Origin of the sequence: Sphingomonas sp. SORGH_AS_0438, from assembly GCF_031453475.1 — a bacterium.
Classification (GTDB): Bacteria; Pseudomonadota; Alphaproteobacteria; order Sphingomonadales; family Sphingomonadaceae; genus Sphingomonas.
On record NZ_JAVIZS010000001.1, the window covers coordinates 3358528 to 3380997 of the forward strand.

The 22470-nt window shown below is 70.1% G+C and carries 21 protein-coding genes; 8 read left to right on the forward strand and 13 right to left on the reverse strand.

Annotation, left to right across the window (positions count from 1 at the left end; translation table 11 throughout):
- Position 1 precedes the first annotated feature (1 nt).
- Both QE452_RS15840 and murI read right to left on the reverse strand, forming a co-directional pair.
- Positions 2–253, reverse strand: a complete 252-nt coding sequence (locus QE452_RS15840; protein ID WP_125996162.1) for a FeoA family protein — start codon at positions 251–253, stop codon at positions 2–4.
- Positions 254–345: 92 nt separating this feature from the next.
- The gene (gene murI / locus QE452_RS15845) at positions 346–1140 is read right to left on the reverse strand and encodes a glutamate racemase (protein WP_309659310.1); all 795 of its coding nucleotides are present in this window, start codon (positions 1138–1140) and stop codon (positions 346–348) included.
- A 170-nt stretch (positions 1141–1310) separates the two neighbouring features.
- Between murI and plsY the strand changes: the two genes are divergently transcribed.
- From plsY to topA, 3 genes are all read left to right on the forward strand, one after another.
- A complete protein-coding gene (gene plsY, locus QE452_RS15850; protein WP_309659309.1) occupies positions 1311–1913 on the forward strand; it encodes a glycerol-3-phosphate 1-O-acyltransferase PlsY in 603 nt (200 codons plus the stop codon).
- 4 nt (positions 1914–1917) lie between these two features.
- Positions 1918–3009: a DNA-processing protein DprA gene (gene dprA / locus QE452_RS15855; RefSeq protein ID WP_309659308.1), complete on the forward strand. Its 1092-nt coding sequence runs from the start codon at positions 1918–1920 to the stop codon at positions 3007–3009.
- A 74-nt stretch (positions 3010–3083) separates the two neighbouring features.
- A complete protein-coding gene (topA, locus tag QE452_RS15860) occupies positions 3084–5681 on the forward strand; it encodes a type I DNA topoisomerase (RefSeq protein ID WP_309659307.1) in 2598 nt (865 codons plus the stop codon).
- A gap of 212 nt (positions 5682–5893) precedes the next feature.
- Here the strand turns inward: topA and QE452_RS15865 are convergent, their stop codons facing one another.
- The 4 genes from QE452_RS15865 to QE452_RS15880 are packed head-to-tail and all read right to left on the reverse strand — an operon-like array spanning position 5894 to position 9155.
- The gene (locus QE452_RS15865) at positions 5894–6658 is read right to left on the reverse strand and encodes an exonuclease domain-containing protein (protein ID WP_125996166.1); all 765 of its coding nucleotides are present in this window, start codon (positions 6656–6658) and stop codon (positions 5894–5896) included.
- Between the two features lie 4 nt (positions 6659–6662).
- On the reverse strand, positions 6663–8066 hold the full coding sequence (pgmG, locus tag QE452_RS15870) for a phosphoglucomutase/phosphomannomutase PgmG (protein WP_309659306.1): 1404 nt from the start codon (positions 8064–8066) through the stop codon (positions 6663–6665).
- Complete coding sequence (locus tag QE452_RS15875; RefSeq protein ID WP_125996168.1) at positions 8063–8317, reverse strand: J domain-containing protein; 255 nt, start codon at positions 8315–8317, stop codon at positions 8063–8065. The genes pgmG and QE452_RS15875 overlap by 4 nt, the downstream gene beginning before the upstream one ends.
- Before the next feature lie 10 nt (positions 8318–8327).
- On the reverse strand, positions 8328–9155 hold the full coding sequence (locus tag QE452_RS15880; RefSeq protein WP_309659305.1) for a division plane positioning ATPase MipZ: 828 nt from the start codon (positions 9153–9155) through the stop codon (positions 8328–8330).
- A 122-nt stretch (positions 9156–9277) separates the two neighbouring features.
- Between QE452_RS15880 and panC the strand changes: the two genes are divergently transcribed.
- On the forward strand, positions 9278–10114 hold the full coding sequence (gene panC / locus QE452_RS15885) for a pantoate--beta-alanine ligase (protein WP_309659304.1): 837 nt from the start codon (positions 9278–9280) through the stop codon (positions 10112–10114).
- 93 nt (positions 10115–10207) lie between these two features.
- Positions 10208–10510, forward strand: a complete 303-nt coding sequence (locus QE452_RS15890; RefSeq protein WP_309659303.1) for an SEL1-like repeat protein — start codon at positions 10208–10210, stop codon at positions 10508–10510.
- 22 nt (positions 10511–10532) lie between these two features.
- Here the strand turns inward: QE452_RS15890 and QE452_RS15895 are convergent, their stop codons facing one another.
- The 6 genes from QE452_RS15895 to QE452_RS15920 form a co-directional block, all read right to left on the reverse strand.
- Positions 10533–12314, reverse strand: a complete 1782-nt coding sequence (locus tag QE452_RS15895; protein ID WP_309730360.1) for an LLM class flavin-dependent oxidoreductase — start codon at positions 12312–12314, stop codon at positions 10533–10535.
- Between the two features lie 77 nt (positions 12315–12391).
- Complete coding sequence (locus tag QE452_RS15900) at positions 12392–12886, reverse strand: DUF2141 domain-containing protein (protein ID WP_309659300.1); 495 nt, start codon at positions 12884–12886, stop codon at positions 12392–12394.
- Positions 12883–13800 carry a hypothetical protein gene (locus tag QE452_RS15905; RefSeq protein WP_309659299.1) on the reverse strand — a complete coding sequence of 306 codons (918 nt, stop codon included), beginning with the start codon at positions 13798–13800 and terminating at the stop codon, positions 12883–12885. Before QE452_RS15905 ends, QE452_RS15900 begins: the two co-directional genes overlap by 4 nt.
- A complete protein-coding gene (locus QE452_RS15910) occupies positions 13797–14954 on the reverse strand; it encodes a glycosyltransferase (protein WP_309659298.1) in 1158 nt (385 codons plus the stop codon). The genes QE452_RS15905 and QE452_RS15910 overlap by 4 nt, the downstream gene beginning before the upstream one ends.
- A 256-nt stretch (positions 14955–15210) precedes the next feature.
- The gene (gyrB, locus tag QE452_RS15915; protein ID WP_125996175.1) at positions 15211–17706 is read right to left on the reverse strand and encodes a DNA topoisomerase (ATP-hydrolyzing) subunit B; all 2496 of its coding nucleotides are present in this window, start codon (positions 17704–17706) and stop codon (positions 15211–15213) included.
- Between the two features lie 104 nt (positions 17707–17810).
- Complete coding sequence (locus QE452_RS15920; RefSeq protein ID WP_309730363.1) at positions 17811–18317, reverse strand: thiamine phosphate synthase; 507 nt, start codon at positions 18315–18317, stop codon at positions 17811–17813.
- Positions 18318–18357: 40 nt separating this feature from the next.
- Between QE452_RS15920 and QE452_RS15925 the strand changes: the two genes are divergently transcribed.
- Genes QE452_RS15925 through QE452_RS15935 form a run of 3 tightly spaced genes read left to right on the forward strand, consistent with a single transcriptional unit; the run spans position 18358 to position 20143 of the window.
- Positions 18358–19014: a YggS family pyridoxal phosphate-dependent enzyme gene (locus QE452_RS15925; RefSeq protein WP_309659296.1), complete on the forward strand. Its 657-nt coding sequence runs from the start codon at positions 18358–18360 to the stop codon at positions 19012–19014.
- Positions 19011–19685: an HAD family phosphatase gene (locus tag QE452_RS15930; protein WP_309659295.1), complete on the forward strand. Its 675-nt coding sequence runs from the start codon at positions 19011–19013 to the stop codon at positions 19683–19685. The genes QE452_RS15925 and QE452_RS15930 overlap by 4 nt, the downstream gene beginning before the upstream one ends.
- Positions 19682–20143 carry a nucleotidyltransferase domain-containing protein gene (locus tag QE452_RS15935; protein WP_309659294.1) on the forward strand — a complete coding sequence of 154 codons (462 nt, stop codon included), beginning with the start codon at positions 19682–19684 and terminating at the stop codon, positions 20141–20143. The genes QE452_RS15930 and QE452_RS15935 overlap by 4 nt, the downstream gene beginning before the upstream one ends.
- Positions 20144–20164: 21 nt before the next feature.
- Here QE452_RS15935 and QE452_RS15940 read toward each other — a convergent pair whose 3' ends face one another.
- Positions 20165–22270 (reverse strand): PAS domain-containing protein, encoded by a 2106-nt coding sequence (locus tag QE452_RS15940; RefSeq protein ID WP_309659293.1) that lies wholly within the window; start codon positions 22268–22270, stop codon positions 20165–20167.
- Positions 22271–22470: the final 200 nt, after the last annotated feature.

Sequence of the window (22470 nt, forward strand, 5' to 3'; positions counted from 1 at the left end):
GTCAGCCGGCGACCGGCGAGACATGGATCGACGCGGCGACGGCGCGGCGCAGCGCCACCGTCATCCGGCCGATCTTGCACGCGATCGGCCCGCCGCCCAGCGTCGCCCGGTGCAGCACCTGCACCTCGACGCCCTCGTCGAAGCCGAGCTCGCGCAGCCGTCTCGCCTCGGGCGGCGCCAGTCGCGTCCAGTCGATCGTCGACACGGTGGCGTTGCGGCGGCGCGGGAAGGTCGCAAGACAGTCTGAAGCCATGCGCGGCACATAGAGAGCATGCGACTAATTATCAATTAGCGACGGACAAGGATTCCGTCCGCCCGGCTGTCCGCCGGGGCGGATTGGTCGGGTCAGAGAAGCTCGGGCGCGGCATAGCCGTGATTCGCCAGCGTGCGGGCGATCGCCGCCTCGCGGTCACCCAGCCGGGTGAAGACCAGCCGGTGCGGCCCCGGCATGGCGGGCCAGGCCTGGTCCTGCGTCAGATATGCGACCCGCCGGGCGATGCCGGGGCCGCCATCGACGAAGCGCACGTCCGGCGCGACCTGAGTCATCACCGGTTCCAACAGCGGGAAGTGCGTGCAGGCGTTGACGATCACGTCGATGGCCGCGCCGCCCGGCTGGTCGAACAGCCCGTCCAGCTCGGCCCGCACCGCCGCCGGATCGGGCGCGGTCCCCGCCAGCATCCCCTCCGCCAGCGCCACCAGGGCCGCCGAGCCGTGGCGGATCACCGTGCAGTCGCCGGCGAAGCGCGCCGCCAGATCGTCGACATAAGGCTGGCGCACGGTCGCCTCGGTGCCGAGCACGCCGATCGTGCGCGTCCGACTCAGCGACGCGGCGGGCTTGATCGCGGGCACCGTGCCGACCACGGCCAAGTCGAGCGCCGCCCGCACCGCCGGCAGCGCGATGGTGGAGGCGGTGTTGCAGGCGATCACGATCAGGCGCGGGCGATAGCGTTCCGCCAGTCGGCCGAGCAGCGCCGGCACCCGCGCCGCGATCTCGCCTTCGCTCTTGGTGCCATAGGGGAAGCCGGCCGAGTCGGCGGCATAGACGATCGGCGCGTCCGGCAGCGCGGCCCGGACCGGCCCCGCGATCGACAGCCCGCCGACGCCGGAGTCGAAGATCAGGATCGGCCGCGCATCGCTCATGCCGCCGCCTTAGCGATGCGCGGCGTCGAGCGGAAGCGACGCTCCCTCATGCTCCTACAAGGGCAGGAGCATGAGGGAGCGGCCGGCCTGCCGGATGTTCGCCGGTACATTCCAGCCGACATGGACAGGAACAGAGCGGGCACGCTATAGGGGCGCGACAAGGGGGAAGAGTGGTCACCGAAGTCCTCTGGATCGCACCGGCGCTCGCGCTGCTGATCGGCTATCTGTTCGGCTCCATCCCGTTCGGGGTGCTGCTCACCCGCATGGCCGGGGCGGGCGACCTGCGCAGCATCGGGTCCGGCAATATCGGCGCGACCAACGTGCTGCGCACCGGTCGCAAGGGGCTGGCGGCGGCGACCCTGCTGCTCGACATGCTGAAGGCGGTAGCTGCGATCCTGATCGTCGAGCATCTCCATCCCGGCCAGGGCCAGCTCGCGGCGCTCGGCGCCTTTCTGGGCCATTGCTATCCGGTGTGGCTGCGCTTCCGCGGCGGCAAGGGGGTGGCGACGCTGATGGGGATCGTGGTCGCGCTCCACTGGCCCTCCGGCCTGGTGTTCGCGGCGGTGTGGCTGGGGCTGCTGGCGTCGCTGCGAATCTCCTCGGTCGCGGGGATGCTGGCGGCGGTCAGCGCGCCCGTCTCCGCCGCGCTGTTCGGTCGATTCGACCTCGTCGTGCTGCTGCTGGCGCTGGCGCTGATCGTGCTGTGGAAGCACGCCGCGAATATCGAGCGGCTGCTCGCCGGCACCGAACCGCGCATCGGTCGTAAGGGCTGAACCGGTGAGCGCGCGCCAGCCCGCCGCCACCGCGCGGCTGCGGCTGTTGCGCACCGCCGGCGTTGGCCCGGTCACCTATCGCCAGCTCATCGGCCGTTTCGGCGATGCGGAATCCGCGCTGGCGGCCTTGCCGATGCTGGCGCGGCGCGGCGGCGGCGAGGGGCCGCGCATCGCCGACCCGGCCGCGATCGAACGCGAGCAGGCGGCGGTTGCGCGGCTGGGCGCGACCTATCTGTTCCTGGGCGATCCCGACTATCCGCCGCTGCTCGCCCAACTGGACGACGCGCCGGTCGCGCTGATCCGGCGCGGCGATGTCGGCCTTTCGGCGCGGCCCTGCGTGGCGATGGTCGGCGCGCGCAACGCCTCGGCCGCCGCCTGCCGCTTCGCCCGGCAGATCGCGCATGAGCTGACCCAGGCGGGGGTCACGGTCGTATCCGGCCTGGCGCGCGGCATCGACACGGCGGCGCATCACGGCGCGCTGGCCGGCGGCACGATCGGGGTGATCGCCTGCGGCATCGATGTCGTCTTCCCGCCCGAAAATGCCGGGTTGCAGGAGGCGGTCGCGACCCAGGGCCTGCTGCTCGCCGAACAGCCGCCCGGCACCGAGCCGCGCGCGCGGCTCTTTCCCTATCGCAACCGGATCATCGCCGGCCTGTCGCAAGCCACGTTGGTGGTGGAGGCGGCGCCGCGCTCCGGCTCGCTGATCACCGCGCGACTGGCGGGCGAGGCGGGGCGCGACGTGCTGGCGGTGCCGGGCAGTCCGCTCGATCCCCGCGCGCGGGGGTGCAACCAGCTGATCCGCGACGGCGCGATCCTGGTGCAGGACACCGCCGATATCCTCGAACAGATCCGGCCGATCGATCCGCGCGCGGCGGTGCGGATGCCCGCCGGCCGCTTCGACGCCGGCCCCCCGGCCGACCCGAGCGACCGCGACCGGAAGGTCGTCGCCGGCCTGCTCGGCCCGGTGCCGGTCGCGATCGACGAACTGGTCCGCCAGTCGGGCCGCCCGCCCGCCATCGTCCAGACGGTGCTGCTGGAGCTGGAACTCGCCGGCCGGGTCGAGCGCCATGCCGGCGGCCGGGTGGCGCTGGTCTGATCCGTCCGGCTTGACGGGCGGGATCGCGCTCACCACCCTCGCGCGTACACACAAGGATCGCTAACGCCCCGCCCATGCAGCTCGTCATCGTCGAATCGCCCGCCAAGGCGAAGACCATCGAAAAATATCTCGGGTCGGACTATCGAGTCCTGGCCTCCTACGGCCATGTCCGCGACCTGCCGCCCAAGGACGGCTCGGTGAATCCCGATGACGGATTCGCGATGGAGTGGGAAAATTACGCCGACAAGGCCAAGCAGCTCAAGGCGATCGCCGACCTGTCCAAGACCGCCGACCGCCTGATCCTGGCGACCGACCCCGATCGCGAGGGCGAGGCGATCAGCTGGCACGTGCAGGAGGTGCTGCGCGCGCGCAAGGCGCTGCCCAAGGACGTGCAGCGCGTCACTTTCAACGCGATCACCAAACAGGCCGTCACCAGCGCGATGCAGGCCCCGCGCGAGCTGGATACCGACCTGATCGACGCGTATCGCGCCCGCCGCGCGCTGGATTATCTGGTCGGCTTCACCCTGTCGCCGGTCTTGTGGCGCAAGCTGCCCGGCGCCAAGTCGGCCGGTCGCGTCCAGTCGGTGGCGCTGCGCCTGATCGTCGAGCGCGAGCGCGAGATCGAGAGCTTCGTCTCGCAGGAATATTGGTCGGTCACCGCCGCGCTGGAGCAGGACGGCACGCCCTTCACCGCCCGGCTGGTGCAGTGGGAGGGGCGCAAGCTCGACCGGCTGTCGATCGGCAATGAGGGCGACGCGCTGCGCGCCAAGGCGGATGTCGAGGCGGGCCGGTTCGAGGTCCAGTCGGTCGAGACGCGGCCGGCGACCCGCAACCCGCCGCCGCCCTTCACCACCTCGACCCTGCAACAGGAGGCGGCGCGCAAGCTCGGCTTCTCCGCCGACCATACGATGCGGATCGCGCAGGGCCTCTACGAGGACGGCGCGATCACCTATATGCGGACCGACGGCGTGCAGATGGACGGCAGCGCCATTTCCGCCGCGCGCAAGGCGGTGGCCGATCGCTACGACGCCTCCTACGTCCCCGACAAGCCGCGCCAGTACCAGACCAAGGCGAAGAACGCGCAGGAAGCGCACGAGGCGATCCGCCCGACCGATTTCAGCCGCGACAAGGTCGGCGGCGGCGATCACGCCCGCCTCTACGACCTGGTCTGGAAGCGCGCGCTGGCCAGCCAGATGGCCTCGGCGCGGATGGAGCGGACGACGATCGATCTCGCCGACGGCACCGGCCGCCACATGCTGCGCGCGACCGGGCAGGTGGTGCTGTTCCCCGGCTATCTCGCGCTCTACGAGGAAGGCCAGGACGACAGCGCCACCGACGAGGAGGCGCGCCGCCTGCCCCGCCTGCGCGAGGGCGATACGCCGGCCAAGAAGGGCGTCGCCGCCGAGCAGCATTTCACCCAGCCGCCGCCGCGCTTCTCCGAAGCGTCGCTGGTCAAGCGGATGGAGGAACTGGGGATCGGTCGCCCGTCCACCTATGCGTCGATCATCAAGACGCTGAAGGACCGCGCCTATGTCCGCGTCGAGAAGAACCGCTTCTTCGCCGAGGAGAGCGGGCGGCTGGTGACGGCGTTCCTGGAACGCTTCTTCGAGAAATATGTCGGCTTCGACTATACCGCCGGGCTGGAGGAGGAGCTGGACGACGTGTCCGGCGGCCGCGCCGAATGGCAGGCGGTGCTGGAGGCGTTCTGGCGCGACTTCAAGCCGCGCACAGCCGAGGTGATGGAGCAGCAGCCGAGCGCGATCACCGCCGAGCTGGACCAGTTCCTGGCCCCCTATCTCTTCCCGGAAAAGGCGGACGGCAGCGACCCGCGCCTGTGCCCCAATTGCGGCGCGGGCAAGCTGGCGCTGCGCGGCGGCCGGTTCGGCGCGTTCGTCGCCTGCTCCAACTATCCGGAATGCAAATATACGCGTCGCTTCGCACAGGGCGGCGCGGCGGCCGAGGATAGCGGGCCGGAGACGCTGGGCAACGATCCCGAGACGGGCCTGCCGGTCGAGCGCAAGTCGGGGCGGTTCGGCCCCTATATCCAGCTGGGCGACGGCAAGGACGCCAAGCGCGCCTCCATCCCCAAGGATGTCGATCTCGACCTGGAATGGGCGCTGAAGCTGCTCAGCCTGCCGCGCACGATCGGCAACCATCCGGAAACGGGCGAACCGATCACCGCGTCGATCGGCCGCTATGGCCCCTATCTGGCCCATGCCGGTAAATATGCGCGGCTCCAGGCGACCGCCGACGTGTTCGAGACGGGGATGAACGCCGCCGTGGTCAAGCTGGCCGAGGCGGCGGCGGGTGGCGGCCGTCCGGCGCGCGGGGCCGCGCGCGAGCCGCTCAAGCTGCTCGGCAAGCATCCGCGCACCGAGGCGGAGCTGAAGGTGATGGAGGGCCGCTACGGCGCCTATGTCACCGATGGCGAGACCAATGCGACCCTGCCCAAGTCGGTGACGGTCGACCAGCTGACGCTGGAGGAAGCCGCCTCGCTGATCGACGCGCGCGCGGCGGCTGGGCCGAAGACCAAGAAGCCGGTGAAGAAGGCGGCGGCGAAGAAGCCGGCGGCGGACAAGAAGGCCCCGGCCGAGAAGAAGGCGGCGGTCAAGAAACCGGCGGCGAAGAAGCCCGCCGCGAAGAAGGCGGCGAAGCCGGCCGCCGGAGAGTGAGGCGATCACCCCCCGCTCATGGGGCGGGGGTGATTATGGGTTGGCCCGATACCGAACCCCTTCGACCATCCCGGCGAAGGTCGGGCGAACAGGCCGGACAAGCTTGTGAGTGTACCACAAGGCGTGGCCTTGCTTGGCTCTGTGCTCCTGCGTTCGCAGGAGCACGATAGCGACTCGGATCACCGACAGCCCGCCGATCGCGTCGACGCCGCCTACAGCAGCAATTCCTGCGGCGTCAGCCGGCCGACATGGCCGCCGCCGCGCCGGCGGGCCATCTCCGTCTCGGCGGTGTGGCGGATGTCGGGATCGCGGTCGGTCAGGAAGCCGATCAGGCTCTCCTCCTCAATCTCGCGCCATTCCTTGCCGCGATCGGGGCCGTAGCGGACGCGGGGCAGCAGGCCCGGCTCCTTCGACCATTGGATCAGCTGCGCGACCGACGCCTCGTTCAACTGGTCGCGCAGATGGTGCGCGGTGACATAGGCATCGGGAAAGGCGCGGTGGATCGGCAGGCCGCGCTCATGCACCATCCCCTCCGGCTTGCGCCAGTAGCGCAGCACCTGGTTGGAGAAGCTGGGGCTGTCCGGCCACAGCCGGAGCGCGCATTTCCAGGTGCAGATCCAGTCGGCGCCGCGCGTCAGCGCCGGGGTGCAATATTGCTCCTCGAAACTGGCGCGGTGCGCGGCCAGCGCGATGCGACGGGGCCAGGGGTCGAGCACCGGCCGCGCGACATCGTGCCACCAGCGGGCATCGGCCACATCCTCGTCGCGGATATGGTGGATCGCCATGGTGATGGGTGGGATCGGCCGGCCGGGATTGACCAGGATGCTGCCGCCCTCGCCCTGCAAGTCCCAGCGCCCGTCCTGGCCCAGCGCCACGTCCTGCCAGCCGATCTCGATCACGGCATGGGCGGGCGGGGAATTGCCGGTCGTCTCAAGGTCGATGACGCGGATGATCGAGGGGGCAGGGGGAGGAGCCATGCCCCTATGTGGGGCCAGTTTCGCCGGAAAGCGAGGCCGCGACGCCGCAGGCCGCAAGATGCGCCTCCACGCCCGCCAACAGGGTGGCGAGGTCGTCGGCATCGGTCGCCTCCGCCCGCACCGTCACGGCGGCTTGCGTGTTGGAGGGGCGCAGCAGCCACCAGCCCGTCCCCTGGCTGACCCGCAGGCCATCGGTGGTGTCGACCGCCACGCCCGCGGCCGCGAGTCGCGTGGCGACCGACTCGACCACCGCCCATTTGCGCGACTCGGGCACCGGGATGCGCAGGTCCGGCGTCGAAACCAGGCGCGGCATCGCGTCGTGCAGGTCGGTCAGCGACCGCCCGGCGAGATCGATCGCCCGGATCAGCCGCACGGCGGCATAGAGCGCGTCGTCGAAGCCGTAATATTCCTGCCCGAAGAAGATATGGCCCGACATCTCGCCCGCCAGCGGCGCGCCGGTGTCCGCCATCAGGGTCTTCAGCGAGCTGTGCCCGGTGCGGCTCATCACCGGGGTGCCGCCCCATTGCGCGATCCGGTCGAACAGTGCGCGGCTGGACTTCACATCGCCGACCACCGTCGCGCCCGGCTGTTCGAGCAGCAGCCGCTCGGCGAGCAGCATCAGGATCTGGTCGCCCCACAGGATGCGACCCCGCCCGTCGACCGCGCCGATCCGGTCGCCATCGCCGTCAAAGGCCAGGCCGAAATCCAGCCCCCGTTCCGCCACCAGCGCTTGCAGGTCGACCAGATTGGCCGCGTCGCTGGGGTCGGGATGGTGATGCGGGAAATGCCCGTCCGGCACGATGTGGAGCAGGTGATGCTCGCCCGGCAGCCGCGCGGTCAGCCGTTCGACCACCGGCCCGGCCGCGCCGCTGCCGCAGTCCCAGCCGATGCGGAAAGCGGGGACGCGCCCCGGCGCCTGCCCCTGGAGCAGCCGGTCGACATAGGCGTCGTGCAGGTCGATCGACTCGACCGTCCCCGCCCCCCGGCTCCACGCACCCGATTCGGCGAGCGCGCCCAGCGCCGCGATCCCCGGTCCATGCAGGCTGCGGTGGCGCAGCACCATCTTGAAGCCATTGTCGTCGCGCGGATTATGGCTGCCGGTCACCTGGATGCCGCCCGCCATGCCCGGCAGCACCGCTTCGGCGAAATAGAGCATGGGCGAGGGGCCGAGCCCGATCCGCACCACGTCCACCCCGCCCTCGGTCAGGCCACGCACCAGCGCGGCCTCCAGCATCTCCGAGGTCAGCCGGCCGTCGCGGCCGACCACCACCCGGCCGCCGCCCGTCTCCGCCACGCGCGTCGCGAAGCAGCGACCGATCGCATAGCCGTCCGCCGCGTGCAGCGTCCGGCCGACGGTGCCGCGCACGTCATATTCGCGCAGGATCACGGGGTCGAAGCGATGGCTCATGCCGAGGGGCCGAGCAGCCGGTCGCGCGCGGCGTTGACCCGCTGCGCCAGTTCGGCCGATCCGCCGCGATCGGGATGGACGCCCGCCAGCAACCGCCGATGCGCCGCGCGGATCGCCGCCGCGTCGGCGCGGGGACCGACGCCCAGCACCGCCCGCGCCTCCGCCTCGTCAGCCGCCATGCGCCGCTTGCCCGACGGCTTCAGATAGGTCCACGCCGCCCAGATCAGCAGCGCGACGACCAGCCACTTCATCAGGACGGAATCACGCCGCGACGTCCGGCACGCCGGGGGCCTCGGCCATCTCCGCGCCCTGTTCGCGCCCGGCGATCTCGCCGATATCGGGCAGTTGCAGCGCCGCCATCATCTCGCGCAGCTCCTGGCGCGCGGCGACATGGCCGATGCCCATCGATCCGATCGCCTTCGCGTCGATCATCGTCAGCCCCTGCGGGAACATCTCGCGATAGATCACGCGCTCGCCCAGGCCGGGGATGATGCGGAAGCCGACCCGCTTGGCGAGCTGCGCCAGCGCGTCGGACACGCGGCGCATGTTGCGCGCCTCGATATGCTGGAGGCGGTTGCGCAGCACGACCCAGTCGATCGTGGTGCCGTCGGCGCGCGCCCGCTGCTTGCGCGCGTCCCAGATCAGCTCCGAATAGAAGGACGGGCGCGTCACCTGATAGGTGTCGGGATCGACCTGGCCGATCAGGTCGAAATCGACGAAACTGTCGTTCATCGGCGTGACCAGCGTGTTCGACAGCGTCGCCGCCGTGCGCGCGAAATAATCGTCGCGGCCGGGCGTGTCGACGACCAGATAGTCGCAGTCCTGCTCCAGGTCGCGCCACGTCGCCTCGAAGAAGTCCTCGCTCTCGCCGTCATGCGTGGCATGGCGCGGCATCGGCAGCTCCAGCCCCTTGGACCGGATCGTCTGGGCGCGATTGTCCAGATAGCGGCCCACCGTGCGCTGACGATGATCGAGGTCGAGGCAGGAGACGCGCGCCCCCTTGGCAGCCAGCGCGATGGCGACGTGCACCGCGGTGGTCGACTTGCCGGTGCCGCCCTTTTCGTTGGCGAAGACGATGACGTGGGGCATGCGCCCTCTTCTTCCTTATTGCTACTGCGGTCTCCCCTCCATAGAAGCGCCCGCCGTTGGGTGCGAGGGAAGTTTTGCGTATCGCCCGTCGATCCCATATGCCGTTCTGAAGGAGTCCTGCCGTGCTGACCGTTCGCGACCTCAACGACTTGCGGGCGTCGATCGCCGGCTGGCGAGCCGAGGGCGCGCGGATCGCCCTGGTGCCCACCATGGGCGCGCTCCATGCCGGCCATATGGCGCTGATCGAGGCGGCGCGGCGGCCCGGCACCCGCGTCGTCGCGTCGATCTTTGTCAATCCCAAGCAGTTCGGCCCGAACGAGGACCTGTCGCGCTATCCCCGGCGCGAGGGGGCGGATGCGCGGATGCTGGCCGAGGCGGGCTGCGACCTGCTCTGGCTGCCGTCGGTCGAGACCATGTACCCGGCGGGGTTCGCGACCACCATTTCGGTCGCCGGGGTCAGCGATCATTTCGACGGCGCGGCGCGCCCGGGCCATTTCGACGGCGTCGCCACCGTCGTCACCAAGCTGTTCCACCAGATCGGGCCCGACGCCGCCTATTTCGGCGAGAAGGACTATCAGCAGCTCGCCGTGATCCGCCGCTTCGTCGCCGACCTCAACCTGCCCGTCGAGATCGTCGGCGTGCCGACCCAGCGCGAGGATGACGGCCTGGCCCTGTCGTCGCGCAACATCTATCTGGACGAGACGGAGCGTGCCCGCGCGGTCGCGCTGCCGCGGGCGCTGGGCGTCGCGAATCGCGCGATCGGCCGGGGCGAGCCGGTCGAGTCGGTGCTGGACGATGCACGCCGGGCGCTGGAGGGTGCGGGCTTCGTCATCGACTATGTCGCGCTCGCCGATGCCGAGACGCTGGCGCCCGACCCCGAACCCGGCCGGCCCCGCCGGCTGCTGGCGGCGGCGCGCATGGGCCAGACCCGGCTGATCGACAATGTTCCGGTAGAATAAGGGCGTATGCTCAACAGATTAGGTTAATGGCGTTAACTATTTCTTGAGTCGAATCGGTGCATGGATGAGTCCCATGAGCAATGAGGACGAGTCATGGGCAATAGTTTCAAGAGTGCGCAGTTCCTGATCGAGAGTAGAATCGCCGACGCCGCCGCGGGCGATGTCGACGCCTTGTTCGACCTCGGCATCTGCTACCAGACCGGCACCGCCGGCTTGCCCATCGACCTGATCGAAGCCCATAAATGGTTCAATCTCGCCGCCGTGCGCGGTTCGCAGGCGGCGCATGACGCCCGCGCCGAGGTGGCCGAGGAACTGACCGCGCGCGAGATCGCGACGGCGCAGGCGGCGGCCCGGGCGTGGCTGCGCCTCACCACCAGCATCCGCCACGCCGCCTGATCATCGGCCGCCGCCGGCCCGGTCAGGGCTTGCGGAACTTGTAGACGAACTGGTCGGTCCGGCCCCGGATGGCGGGATCGAAGACGTTCTTCGAATGATCGTCGGCCGGGTTGCGCAGCACCTTGCTCTCGCCGACGAAGCGGAAGCCGGCCGCCTCGACCTGACGGCGCACCGCCGCGGGATCGATCCGGTGCGTCGTGCCGGTATGGGACAGCTCGGTGCCGGGCGCATCGGCATGATCGATCACGATATAGGTGCCGCCCTTCTTCAACAGCTTGAACACCGCCGCGTCGAAGGACCGCAGCGCCGGCTCGCCGCCACCGCCATTGGGGATGTCGTGATAGTTTTGCGCCGTCCAGAACAGGTCGACCGGCACCGGCGCGGCCGGCAGGTCGACGGACTGGACCTCGGCGGTGACATTGGCCAGCCCGCGCGCCTGGAGCGCGGGCAGCGACTTGGCGGCGTATTTGGCCCCCGCCGCCGGCCAATAGGCATAAACATGCCCCTTCGCGCCGACGACGCCGCTGAAGATCCGCGTCCAATATCCGCTGCCCGGCAGGTAATCGACCACCACGTCGCCCGGCTTCACGCCGGCGAATTGCAGCACCGCCGCCGCCTGGCGCCGGGCATCGTCGCCTTGCTGGTCGGCGCGGGCCGGATCGGCGAGCGCCTGCGTTACCGGCGAGGCCGCCTGTTGCGCGGCGAGGGGGGCGGCCACCACCAGCATCATCGCCGCCATCGTCCATCCTGGCTTCATCATCGCTCTCCTTATCCTCTGGATCAGGCCAGCATATCGCGGACCATCGGGATCACTTGCCGGCCGTAACGCTCGACACAGCCCATCAGCCGGTCGTGCGACAGCGGCCCGGCGCTGTATTTCAGGTGGAAGCGCGACAGGCCGAGCGTGCGCACCGTGGCGGCGATCTTGCGCGCCACCGTTTCCGGCCGCGCCGACATAGAGCGACCCGGCGCGCACCTCCGCGTCGAAGGCGGCGCGCTGGAGCGGCGGCCAGCCGCGCGTCGATCCGATGCCGTCATGCATCCGCTTGTAATCGGGGAAGAACTCATCGGCGGCACTGGCGTCGTCGCGACCGACATAGCCGGGCGAATGGACGCCGACCGGCAGCATCGGCTGCTTCCGGTCCTGCAGCGCGCGGGCATAGAGGTCGACAAAGGGGCGGAAGCGCGCCGGATCGCCGCCGATGATCGCCAGCAGCATCGGCAGCCCGTAATGCGCCGCGCGCACCACCGATTGCGGCGACCCGCCGACCCCGATCCAGGTGGCGAGCGGCGCCCTCTCGACCGGCGGGTGGATCGCCTGGTCGGTCAGCGCCGGGCGGACATGGCCGCGCCACGTCACCGGGCCGCCGCGCCGGATCGCCGCGAACAGGTCGAGCTTCTCGTTGAACAGCCGCTCATATTGGTCGAGCGGATAGCCGAACAGCGGGAAGCTCTCGGTGAAGGAGCCGCGCCCCAGGATCGCCTCCGCCCGGCCCGACGACAGCGCGTCGAGCGTCGCGAACCGCTGATAGACGCGGACCGGATCGTCGGACGACAGCACCGTGACCGCCGAAGCGAGTCGGATGCGGCCGGTGCGCGCCGCGATCGCGGCCAGCACCGTCTCGGGCGAGGAGATGGCGAAATCGGCGCGGTGATGCTCGCCGACGCCGAACACATCGACGCCCGCCTGGTCCGCCAGCACCGCCTCCTCGACCGTGTCGCGGATCGCCTGGGCCGGGTGGACGGCAAGGCCGGCCGCCTCGGTCACGTCGCCGAACGTATCGAGCCCGAATTCCGTCATCATCGCTCCACGCTTGCAGTCACTTGTGACCTATCGCGGTTTGGCGGGAAGCGAAACGTTCCTGCCGCCGCCATCCGCGTCTAACGATCGATCGGCGCGAAGGACAACAGGCCGTGGCGATAGTTGAGGGTGATGCGCAGCCGCGTCGGCGCATCGCCGACCCGCGCGGCGGCGGCGCGGGCATGCGGCTTCCACCAGCCGATCGTCGGGTTGCCGGCGAAGCCGACGCCGTCATGCCACAGGCTGAAGCGATGGTTCGCGTCGCGATCGTGAAGCAGGCTGATCGCATAGAGACCGGGGCCGGGCGCGCGGATGCACAGCGTCACCGGCCCGGTCGCCGGCACGGGCCGGTCGACGCGGCGGAACGATTTGCCGGCCGCGACCAGCTTGTCGTCGTCCGCCAGGAAATCCGCATCGGTCGCCGGATAGAGTTCCAGCCGCAACCGGCCCCGGCGGTCCTTCAACCCGTCGACCGTAACGATGAAGGCGGGGCCGTTCTCGCCGGGTGCGCAGGTCGCGTCGCGCGTGCCGAGCGCGGGGTGGACGGCGGCGAGCAGCGCCAGCGCCGCGATCATCGCCGCCGCGCCGACGCGATCAGCCCGGCGGCGCCCAGCACCATGCCGACCAGCAGATGCGCGGCCAGGATCAGCGTCGCCATCAGCGTCATCGCCTCCGCCACGCGCGCGCCCTTGCCGACCAGGAGCGCGGCGAGCCCGGCGAAGACCAGGTCCTTGTTGGGCAGCAGCGGCAGCCGCGCGACCAGCAGCCGCAGCGTCGACAGCACCAGCCACCAGCGCACCGCCACCGTCGGTAGCATCAGATGCCACATCAGCGCCGCCAGCACCGTGCTGGCGATGGTGCGGAGCAGGTGGACGCCCGAGATCATCCAGAGCGTCGGCGCGGGCAGCGTGAACAACTGGCGGCGCAGCAGCAACAGCAGCAGCGACAGGCCGATCACCAGCCCGATCGACCAGAGCAGCGTCGATCCGCTGATCCCCATGTCGAGCGATCCGACCAGGGGCGCGGCGACCAGCACCATCGCCAGCGTGGTGCCGTTGCCGACCAGCGCCGACAGGATCGTCACGTCCTTGATCGCGCCGAACGGGGCGGTGCCGGGGGCCATGTGGCGGCGCGCCCACGCGTAGAAATAGACCTCGCCGATATAGCCGAGCAGCAACTCGTTGCCGACCAGCTTGCGCAGCAGCGGCACGAAGCCCGACAGCGGCAGGCCCCAGAGCCGGCGGAAGATCACCCAGTCTGCGACCGGCCCGGCCATGTAATAGAGCAGGAACACCAGCCAGAAGCCGATCCCGCGCGGCAGCAGCGCCCAGAGATTGGCGAGGTCCAGCCCGCGCAACTGCCACACCACCGCGCCCAGGATCGACAGCGACACGACGGGCGCCAGGATCTTCGACCAGCGCGAGACGGGCGCCTCCGGATCGGGCGCGGTGGCGTCCGCCATCGCCTGGTCGATCATCGTGTCGCTCATGCGACGGCTCCCTCGGTCGTCCGCGCCACCTGCGCGAAGGTCGCCCAATAGCGGCCGGCGGCGGCCTCGATCGTGAACCGCCGCGCCTGCGCCAGGCTGGCGGCATCGTCCTGGTCGCCGGGCCGGGCGGCGGCGATCGCATCGGCCAGCGCCCGGACATCGCCGACCGGCACCAGGGTGCCGAGCGCGCCGTCTTGCAGCAGGGCGCCCATGCTGCGGCTGCACCGCGTCGCGACGATCGCGCGACGGGCGGCCAGCGCCTCCAGCACCACCGCCGGCACGCCCTCGAAATCGGAGGACAGCAGCAGCACGTCATGCGCGGGCAGCAGCTGCGCCGGGTCGGGGCGATAGCCCAGGAAATCGACACGCGCCGCGATCCCCAGCCGCTTCGCCCGCGCCTCCAGCGCGGCCCGGTCGGGGCCGTCGCCGATCAGCGTCAGCCGGTCGTCCGGCGTGCCGCCCCTGGCGAAGGCGTCGAGCATCAGCGCGATGTTCTTCTGCGCCGCCAGCCGCCCGATCGCGACGAAGCGGCGGCCGGGTCCGGTGCGTGCCGGCTCGGGCAGCGCGCGGAGCCGGTCGATCAGCTCTTCGGACAAGGCGGGGTCGGGGATGATGGTGATCCGATCGGCCGACACGCCCGTCGCCTCGGCGATCTCGGCGAGCATCGGCGTCTCCATGCCGGTGAAGTGATCGATGAACCGGCCCTGGAGGCGCAGCCAGCGCCGATAGAACCAGCGCTGCCAGCCGGGCGTGTCGCGGCGGTCGAGATCGTTGCTGATCTTGGCGACGATCGGCGGGCAGTTCCGGCCCAGGACCAGCTTCATCGCCACCGCCACGACCGCATAGCTGTTGCCCGCGCAGAACAGCAGATCGGGGCGCAGCGACCGGATGACGCGCGGCAGCGTCGCGATCATCCACGGGGTTTCCCAATGCGCGATGCCGGGCCAGCGGCCGCGCGGCATCACCGCCTCCAGCCCCGCGCCCACATCCGTCGCCATCGCGCCGTCCGGGCGGCCCAGGAACAGGGGCGCCTCCCGTCCGTCCGCGCGCCAGTGGCGCACCAGCCGCAGCGCGATCCGCTCCACCCCGCCGGGCTCGTGGCTGTGCAGGAAGGTCAGGACGCGCAGCGGCGTCGGGGGGTGGGCGGGGGGCATGACGGGCGCTTGATCTCATGGCATCGGACATATTCAAACCGTCATGGCGCGCGCAGCGAAGCCATCCGGCGTCGGATCAGAACGCCCTGGATGGCTTCGCTGCGCTCGCCATGACGACATGGACACGGGTCATGTCACCGTCGCCATGGCGTTGCTGTCCACGCCATGGCGATGACACGCCGCGCTCCAGAAGGTAAGACGCCGCCGCCCGTCCGACCCGCAGCGGGCCGGACGGAAAAAGCGTCGCCCGCCGCCGTCAGACGTCGAGATTGGCGACGTTCAGCGCGTTTTCCTGGATGAACTCGCGCCGCGGCTCGACCACCTCGCCCATCAGCTGGGTGAAGATCATGTCGGCAGCCGAGACATCCTCGCTGGTCACGCGCAGCATCGAGCGGTTGGACGGATCGAGCGTGGTTTCCCACAATTGTTCGGCGTTCATCTCGCCCAGCCCCTTGTAGCGCTGGATGGCGAGGCCCTTGCGCCCCGCCGCCAGCACCGCGTCGAGCAATTGCGAGGGCCGCGCGACACGCGATTCGCCGCGCGCCAGGGTGGCGGCGGTCGCCTCCTCCTCCGCCGCGCCGTCCTCGGCCGCATCCGCCTCGACGCTTGCCACGCCGCGCGCCGGCACCAGCTTGCCCGCCTGGGCGAAGCTGTCCGCCTGTTCGGCCGCCAGCGTATGGAGCTTGCGCGCCTCGGCCGAGGAGATGAACCCCGCCTCGACGATGTGATGGTCGGTGACGCCGCGCCACAGCCGCTCGAAATGGATGCCGCCCTCGTCGGTCAGCCGCGCCGACCAGCGCGCCTCATGGTCGCCCGCCTCCAGCCGGCGGGTCACCTCCGCCACCCGGCCCTGGCGCTGCTCGCGCGTGAAGCTGGGGTCGAGCGCACCGGCCAGCGCCAGCACCTCGATGATGACCGGGTCGTAGCGCCGCGGCACATAGCGCATCAGCGTGCGCATCCGCCGCGCATGGTCGGTCAGGTCGCGCAGGTCCGCGCCGGTGCGCGGGCCGGTCGCCGTCTCGAACACCATCGCCGACACGCCGCCCTCGACCAGGTAATTGTCGAGCGCCGCATCGTCCTTCAGATAGACCTCCGACCGGCCTTTGGTCGCCTTGTAGAGCGGCGGCTGGGCGATGAAGAGGTGCCCGCGCGCGATCAGCTCGGGCATCTGGCGGTAGAAGAAGGTCAGCAGCAGCGTGCGGATATGCGCGCCGTCGACATCGGCGTCCGTCATGATGACGATCTTGTGGTAGCGCAGCTTGTCGGCGTTGAATTCCTCGCGGCCGATGCCGGTGCCCATCGCCTGGATCAGCGTGCCGATCTCCTTGGACGAGATCATCCGGTCGAAGCGGGCGCGCTCGGTGTTCAGGATCTTGCCGCGCAGGGGCAGGATCGCCTGGAAATGGCGGTCGCGGCCCTGTTTGGCGGAGCCGCCGGCGGAATCGCCCTCGACCAGGAACAGCTCGGACTTGGCCGGGTCCTTTTCCTGGCAGTCGGCCAGCTTGCCGGGCAGCGAGGCGATGTCCATCGCGCCCTTGCGCCGGGTCAGCTCGCGCGCCTTCTTCGCCGCCTCGCGCGCGGCGGCGGCGTCGATCACCTTGCCGACGATCGAGCGGGCATGCTGCGGATTTTCCTCCAGCCATTCGGCCAGCTTGTCGGCCATCAGGCTTTCGAGCGGCGCGCGCACCTCGGACGAGACCAGCTTGTCCTTGGTCTGGCTGCTGAACTTGGGGTCGGGCAGCTTGACGGAGACGATCGCGGTCAGCCCCTCGCGCATGTCGTCGCCGGTCAGCGTCACCTTCTCCTTCTTCAACAGCCCCGACTTGTCGGCATAGCTGTTGAGCGTCCGGGTCAGCGCGGCGCGGAACGCGGCGATATGCGTGCCGCCGTCGCGCTGGGGGATGTTGTTGGTGAAGGCCAGGACGTTCTCGTAATAGGAATCATTCCATTCCAGCGCGACGTCCATGCCGATCGAATCACGCTGCCCGTGGATCGCGATCGGATCGGGGAAGAGCGGCGTCTTGGCGCGATCGAGCCATTTGACGAAGGCGGCGATCCCGCCCTCGTAGAACAGTTCGATGGTCTTCGGCTCGTCATGCCGCGCGTCGGTCAGGAACAGGCGGACGCCCGAATTGAGGAACGCCAGCTCGCGATAGCGATGCTCCAGCTTGTCGAAGTCGAATTCGGTGATCTTGAAGGTGGCGGGGCTGGGCAGGAAGGTGACGCGCGTCCCCTTCTGCCCCTCGGCCGCCGGGCCGACGACCTTGAGCGGCGCGACCGCATCGCCGTGCGCGAAGCGCATGAAATGCTCCTCGCCGTCGCGCCAGATCGTCAGGTCCAGAAATTCGGACAGCGCGTTCACCACCGACACGCCGACGCCGTGCAGGCCGCCCGACACCTTATAGGCATTGTCGTCGGACGTGTTCTCGAACTTCCCGCCCGCATGCAGCTGGGTCATGATGACCTCGGCCGCCGATACGCCCTCCTCGGGGTGGATGCCGGTCGGGATGCCGCGCCCATTGTCGGTGACCGACACCGATCCGTCGGGGTTGAGCGTGATGTCGATCCGGTCGCAATGCCCGGCCAGGGCCTCGTCGATGGCGTTGTCCGACACCTCGAACACCATATGGTGGAGGCCCGATCCGTCGTCGGTATCGCCGATATACATGCCCGGACGCTTGCGCACCGCGTCGAGGCCCTTCAGCACCTTGATCGACGAGGCGCCATATTCGTTACTGGGGTTCGTTGCCATTTTGGAGATATAGCGAGGGACGCGCAAACTCCCAAGGCATTTGGCGGTTCCCTGGCCGGGTCGTACGCGAGCCGCAACGGCCGGGCCGCGGCGGTCGACCTTCGTCAGCCGGGTCCGGCGGCTGCGTGTCCCGCCTGCCAGCCGTCGATCCCCGCCCAGCCGGCAAAGCCCAGCGTGCGGATGCGCCGCCAGCGCCGCTCGGTCATCCCGCCCAGCGCGATCCGCGTCGCCGCCCCACCGATCCGCGCCGCGCGCATCGGTCCCAGTGTCCTGGCCCCCGGATGCGAGCGGGTGGCGAAGACCGGCGAGACCAGCACCAGTCGCGCGCCCGCCCGTCGACCCGCCGCCGCTTCGCGCGCGTCATGCGCGGGCCAGCTCGTCGCGCCGCGCACCCGGCCATGCAGCCCGGCCGCCCCCGGCAGCGGGGGCCGCGCCGCCAGCAGCATCAGCCGCCGCGCCCGCGCGATGCGGCGGACGCGCTGGAAGATCGCGCGCCGCTCGGCCGGCGGCGTCGCATGATGGCGGAAGATCACGCCGCTGCCCGGCGGCAGGCGGCGCAGCATCGGCCACAGCCGGTCGCCGACCCGTTCGTCGGTCATCAGCCAGCGCATGGGGTTTCGGGACGCCACGTCCGCGCCTATAGGCCGCGCCATGATCGAAGACGAGAGACTGACCGCGATCCGCGCCCGCATCGACGGCGCGGCGCGGCTCGCCGGCCACGCCCCCGACACGGTGACCCTGGTGGCGGTCAGCAAGACGCGCACGGCCGAGGAGATCGCGCCGCTGATCGCCGCCGGGCAGCGCGTCTATGGCGAAAATCGCGTGCAGGAGGCGGAGGGCAAATGGCCGGCCTTGCGCGACGCGAATCCCGATATCGCGCTGCATCTGGTCGGGCAGTTGCAGTCGAACAAGGCGGCGGACGCGGTCGCCCTGTTCGACGCGATCCATTCGGTCGACCGGCTGTCGCTGGTGACCGCGCTGGCCCGCGCGATGGAGGGCGGGCGGCGGCCGGACTGTTTCGTGCAGGTCAATATTGGTGAGGAAGCGCAAAAGGGCGGCTGCCCGATCGGCGAGCTGCCGGCGCTGCTGGCCGAGGCGCGGACGGCGGATCTGCCGGTGAAGGGATTGATGGCGGTGCCGCCCCTTGGCGTCGATGCCGCGCCCTATTTCGCGCTGCTCGCCAAGCTGGCGCGCGACCATGGGCTGGCGGGCCTCAGCATGGGCATGTCCGACGATCTGGAGACGGCGGTGATGCTGGGCGCGACCCATGTCCGCGTCGGCACCGCGCTGTTCGGAGCGCGCGCATGAGCCTCGCCACGCGGTTCGACGCGCTGCTGTTCGATTTCGACGGCGTGCTGCTGGAAAGCGAGTCGGTGGGCAACCGCCATATCGCCACCTTCCTGACCGAGGCGGGCTATCCGACCACGCCGGCCGATTCGATGGCGTATTTCATGGGGCTGGCGGGGCCGGACTTCCTGGCGGCGGTCGAGCGGCATATCGGCGCACCGATGCCCGCCGGCTTCGCCGAGGCGCGCGAGGCGGAGAATATCCGGGTGCTGGAAGAGGGGCTGGGCGAGGTGGCGGGGGCGGTCGCCTTCGTCCGGTCGCTGCCCGCCGACTTGCCCAAGGCGATCTGCTCGTCCAGCCCGGTCCACTGGATCGACACGCATCTGCGGCATCTGGGCCTGCGCGACGTGTTCGGCGATCACCTCTATTCGGGTCGCGAGCATGTCGCGCGCGGCAAGCCCGCGCCGGACCTCTACCTCCATGCCGCCGCGCAACTGGGCGTCGACATCCGCCGCTGCGCGATCCTGGAGGACTCGCCGGTCGGCGCGACGGCGGCGGTGGCGAGCGGCGCCTATGTCATCGGCCTGTGCGCGGGCGAGCATTGCGCGATCGGCCATGACGAACGCCTGCGCGCGATCGGCGTCGACGCCACCGCGCAGGATTTCACCGAAGTGGCGCGGCTGCTCGGATGATCGGGGCCGACGCTCCGGCGGCGCGTGCGCTGGCGGACGTCGCTGCCGCGATGCGAGGCGCACATCACGACTGGTGGATCATCGGCAGTGCCGCGGTCATGCTGCTTGGCGGCGACACCAGGATGGCGGACATTGATCTCCTGATCGACCCACGCGACAGTCAGGGCGTGCTTGCGCGCTTGAACGTCGCGCCCCTCCCGTCCGATTCCAACGAGCGATTCCGGTCCGGGACGTTCGCGCGCTGGACCGCGTCAACGATGCCGGTCGAGATCATGGCGGACCTGCACGTCCGGAACGATGGAGAATGGCAGCGCGTCACGCTGACGACCCGTCGATCCGTGTCGGTGGCAGGCGAGACCCTGTACGTGCCGGAACGTGCGGAGATGGTGGCGCTGTTGCATCGCTTCGGCCGGCCAAAAGACCTGCAGCGAGCGCGACTCCTGATGATCGCGCCGTAGGACGTTACGTCCCGGCGACGCTCAACCGCGATCCAGCACCCGGCGCAGCGCGCGCGACAACTGGTCCAGCGAATAGGGTTTGTGCAGCAGGTCGAAGCCATGCTGCGCATTCTCCGCCAGTACATGGCTGTAGCCGCTGCACAGCACCACGGGCAGCGTCGGATGGTTCCGGCGCAGCGTCATCGCCAGCTCGACGCCGTTCATTCCCGGCATCACCACGTCGGAAAACACCACGTCGAAGCGTGACGGTGCCTCCTCGATCATCGCCAGCGCGGCGGTCGCGTTGGTCGCCAGCACGCTCTGATAGCCGATCTCGCTCAGCGCCTCGGTGGCGAAGCGGCTGACCTCCTGATTGTCCTCGACCAGCAACACGCATTCGCCGCGCCCGTCGATGCCGTCATCCACCGTGTCGCGCGGGCCGGGCGCGGCGGTGCCGACGACGCGCGGCAGATAGATGGAGAAGGTCGCGCCCTCCCCGAGCCGGCTGTCGACGCTGACATCGCCGCCCGACTGTTTGGCGAAGCCGATCACCTGGCTGAGCCCCAGGCCGGTGCCCCGGCCGACGCCCTTGGTGGTGAAGAACGGCTCGAAGATCCGCATCTGGTTCTCCGCCGCGATGCCGTCGCCGTCATCGGTGACGGAGACGATCACGAAGTCGCCGGCGATGTCGTGATGGCCGCGCAGCGAGGGGATGCCGGGCGCGGGCGCCACCGTGATCCGCAAATGGCCGCTGCCCCCTTCTCCCCGACGGCTGCTGCTGCCGACGATGGCGTCGCGGGCGTTGACGACCAGATTGACCAGCGCCGTCTCGAACTGGCTGCGATCGACCTCCGCCAGGCAGGGCGTGTCGCCCGCGTCGAAGCTCAGCGCGATGCGGCCGCCGACCAGGGTGCGGACCATGTCGAGGATGCCCGCCACCGCCACGCCCACGTCGATCAGTTCCGGGGTCAGCGCCTGGCGGCGCGCGAAGGCGAGCAACTGCCCGGTCAGCTTGGCGGCGCGGTCGGCGGTGTCGCTGATCGCATCGACATAATGATCGCGCTTGGCGGGCGACAGGTTCGGCCGGCGCAGCAGCTCGACCGAGCCCCGGATGATCGTCAGCAGATTGTTGAAGTCGTGCGCGACGCCGCCGGTCAGCTGGCCGATCGCCTCCATCTTCTGCGCCTGGCTGAGCTGTTCGCTGGCGAGGCGCAACTGCTCGGCGGCGATCTTGGCATCGGTCATGTCGCGACCGACCGCGAAGATCTCCGTATCGCCCGGCGCCGCCACCCACTGGATCCAGCGATAGCTGCCGTCCTTGTGACGGATGCGCATCTCGAATTGCGGAAGGATCATGTCCTTGGCTGTGACGATCGCCGCCTCGGTCGCCGCCACGTCGTCGGGATGGGCGAGCGTGTCGCCGGACAGGCCGACCAGTTCGGCCTGGTCATAGCCCAGCACCTGCGTCCAGGCCGGGTTGACGGTGAGATAGCGGCCATCCGCCCCCACCACGGCCATCAGGTCGGGCGACAGGTTCCACATCCGGTCGCGCTCGGCGGTGCGTTGCGCGACCAGCCGCTCCAAGTCCCGGTTGAGCGATTCGAGCTGGCGCTGCCCGTCCTCCACCGCCCGGTCGGCCAGCACCCGCGCCGTCGTCTCGTTGGTGAAGATGAACAGGCCGACGATCGCGCCGTCCTCGCCCAGCACCCGCGAATAGGAGAAGCTCCACCAGGTCTCGGCGGCGCCGCGATCGGTATCCAGCTTCCAGGGCAGGTCGACGAACCGCTGGCTGCGCCCGGCAAAGGCGGCCTCGACGATCGGCCTGGCCTGGTCCCAGGCATCGGGCCAGACCCGCGCCAGCGTCGAGCCCATCGCGCCGTCCAGCCGGGGGCCGAGCAGCGGGAAATAGGTCTCGTTGAAGAAGAAGAACAGCTCGTCCCGACCCCAGCACAGGATCATCGATTCGGGCGAGTTGAGCAGCAGGCTGAGCGCGGTCTTGAACGCCGGCGACCAGCCTTGCGGCGGCCCCAGCGGATGGTCGGTCCAGTCGCGCGCCAGGATCAGCCGCGTCGCCGCGCCCCCGCCCGACAGGAACGCCAGGCCGGGCGGCAGATCGCCATCTGAACCATGTGAGTCGTAAAGCGACATAAGCTCCGGACGGCGTTGGACGGGGCGGGCATGACTAGCCTTCCGGCGGCCGTCAAGACCGGACGCGCGCCCGGCATCCGGTGCCGCCAAGTCATTGGGGATGGGGCAGTTTACGATCCATTATGGGACAGGCGAAAATAGGTCCTTTTGTAAATGAACCATTTACCAGGGCGCACATTGAGCGGGCGCCGTGGGCGGGG

Coding starts and splice junctions, on each gene's coding strand:
- QE452_RS15840 (WP_125996162.1), bottom strand. CDS start 253: ATGGCTTCAGACTGTCTTGCGACCTTCCCGCGCCGCCGCAACGCCACC.
- murI (WP_309659310.1), bottom strand. CDS start 1,140: ATGAGCGATGCGCGGCCGATCCTGATCTTCGACTCCGGCGTCGGCGGG.
- topA (WP_309659307.1), top strand. CDS start 3,084: ATGCAGCTCGTCATCGTCGAATCGCCCGCCAAGGCGAAGACCATCGAA.
- QE452_RS15865 (WP_125996166.1), bottom strand. CDS start 6,658: ATGGCTCCTCCCCCTGCCCCCTCGATCATCCGCGTCATCGACCTTGAG.
- pgmG (WP_309659306.1), bottom strand. CDS start 8,066: ATGAGCCATCGCTTCGACCCCGTGATCCTGCGCGAATATGACGTGCGC.
- QE452_RS15875 (WP_125996168.1), bottom strand. CDS start 8,317: ATGAAGTGGCTGGTCGTCGCGCTGCTGATCTGGGCGGCGTGGACCTAT.
- QE452_RS15880 (WP_309659305.1), bottom strand. CDS start 9,155: ATGCCCCACGTCATCGTCTTCGCCAACGAAAAGGGCGGCACCGGCAAG.
- QE452_RS15890 (WP_309659303.1), top strand. CDS start 10,208: ATGGGCAATAGTTTCAAGAGTGCGCAGTTCCTGATCGAGAGTAGAATC.
- QE452_RS15895 (WP_309730360.1), bottom strand. CDS start 12,314: ATGATGACGGAATTCGGGCTCGATACGTTCGGCGACGTGACCGAGGCG.
- QE452_RS15900 (WP_309659300.1), bottom strand. CDS start 12,886: ATGATCGCGGCGCTGGCGCTGCTCGCCGCCGTCCACCCCGCGCTCGGC.
- QE452_RS15905 (WP_309659299.1), bottom strand. CDS start 13,800: ATGAGCGACACGATGATCGACCAGGCGATGGCGGACGCCACCGCGCCC.
- QE452_RS15910 (WP_309659298.1), bottom strand. CDS start 14,954: ATGCCCCCCGCCCACCCCCCGACGCCGCTGCGCGTCCTGACCTTCCTG.
- gyrB (WP_125996175.1), bottom strand. CDS start 17,706: ATGGCAACGAACCCCAGTAACGAATATGGCGCCTCGTCGATCAAGGTG.
- QE452_RS15920 (WP_309730363.1), bottom strand. CDS start 18,317: ATGCGCTGGCTGATGACCGACGAACGGGTCGGCGACCGGCTGTGGCCG.
- QE452_RS15925 (WP_309659296.1), top strand. CDS start 18,358: ATGATCGAAGACGAGAGACTGACCGCGATCCGCGCCCGCATCGACGGC.
- QE452_RS15930 (WP_309659295.1), top strand. CDS start 19,011: ATGAGCCTCGCCACGCGGTTCGACGCGCTGCTGTTCGATTTCGACGGC.
- QE452_RS15935 (WP_309659294.1), top strand. CDS start 19,682: ATGATCGGGGCCGACGCTCCGGCGGCGCGTGCGCTGGCGGACGTCGCT.
- QE452_RS15940 (WP_309659293.1), bottom strand. CDS start 22,270: ATGTCGCTTTACGACTCACATGGTTCAGATGGCGATCTGCCGCCCGGC.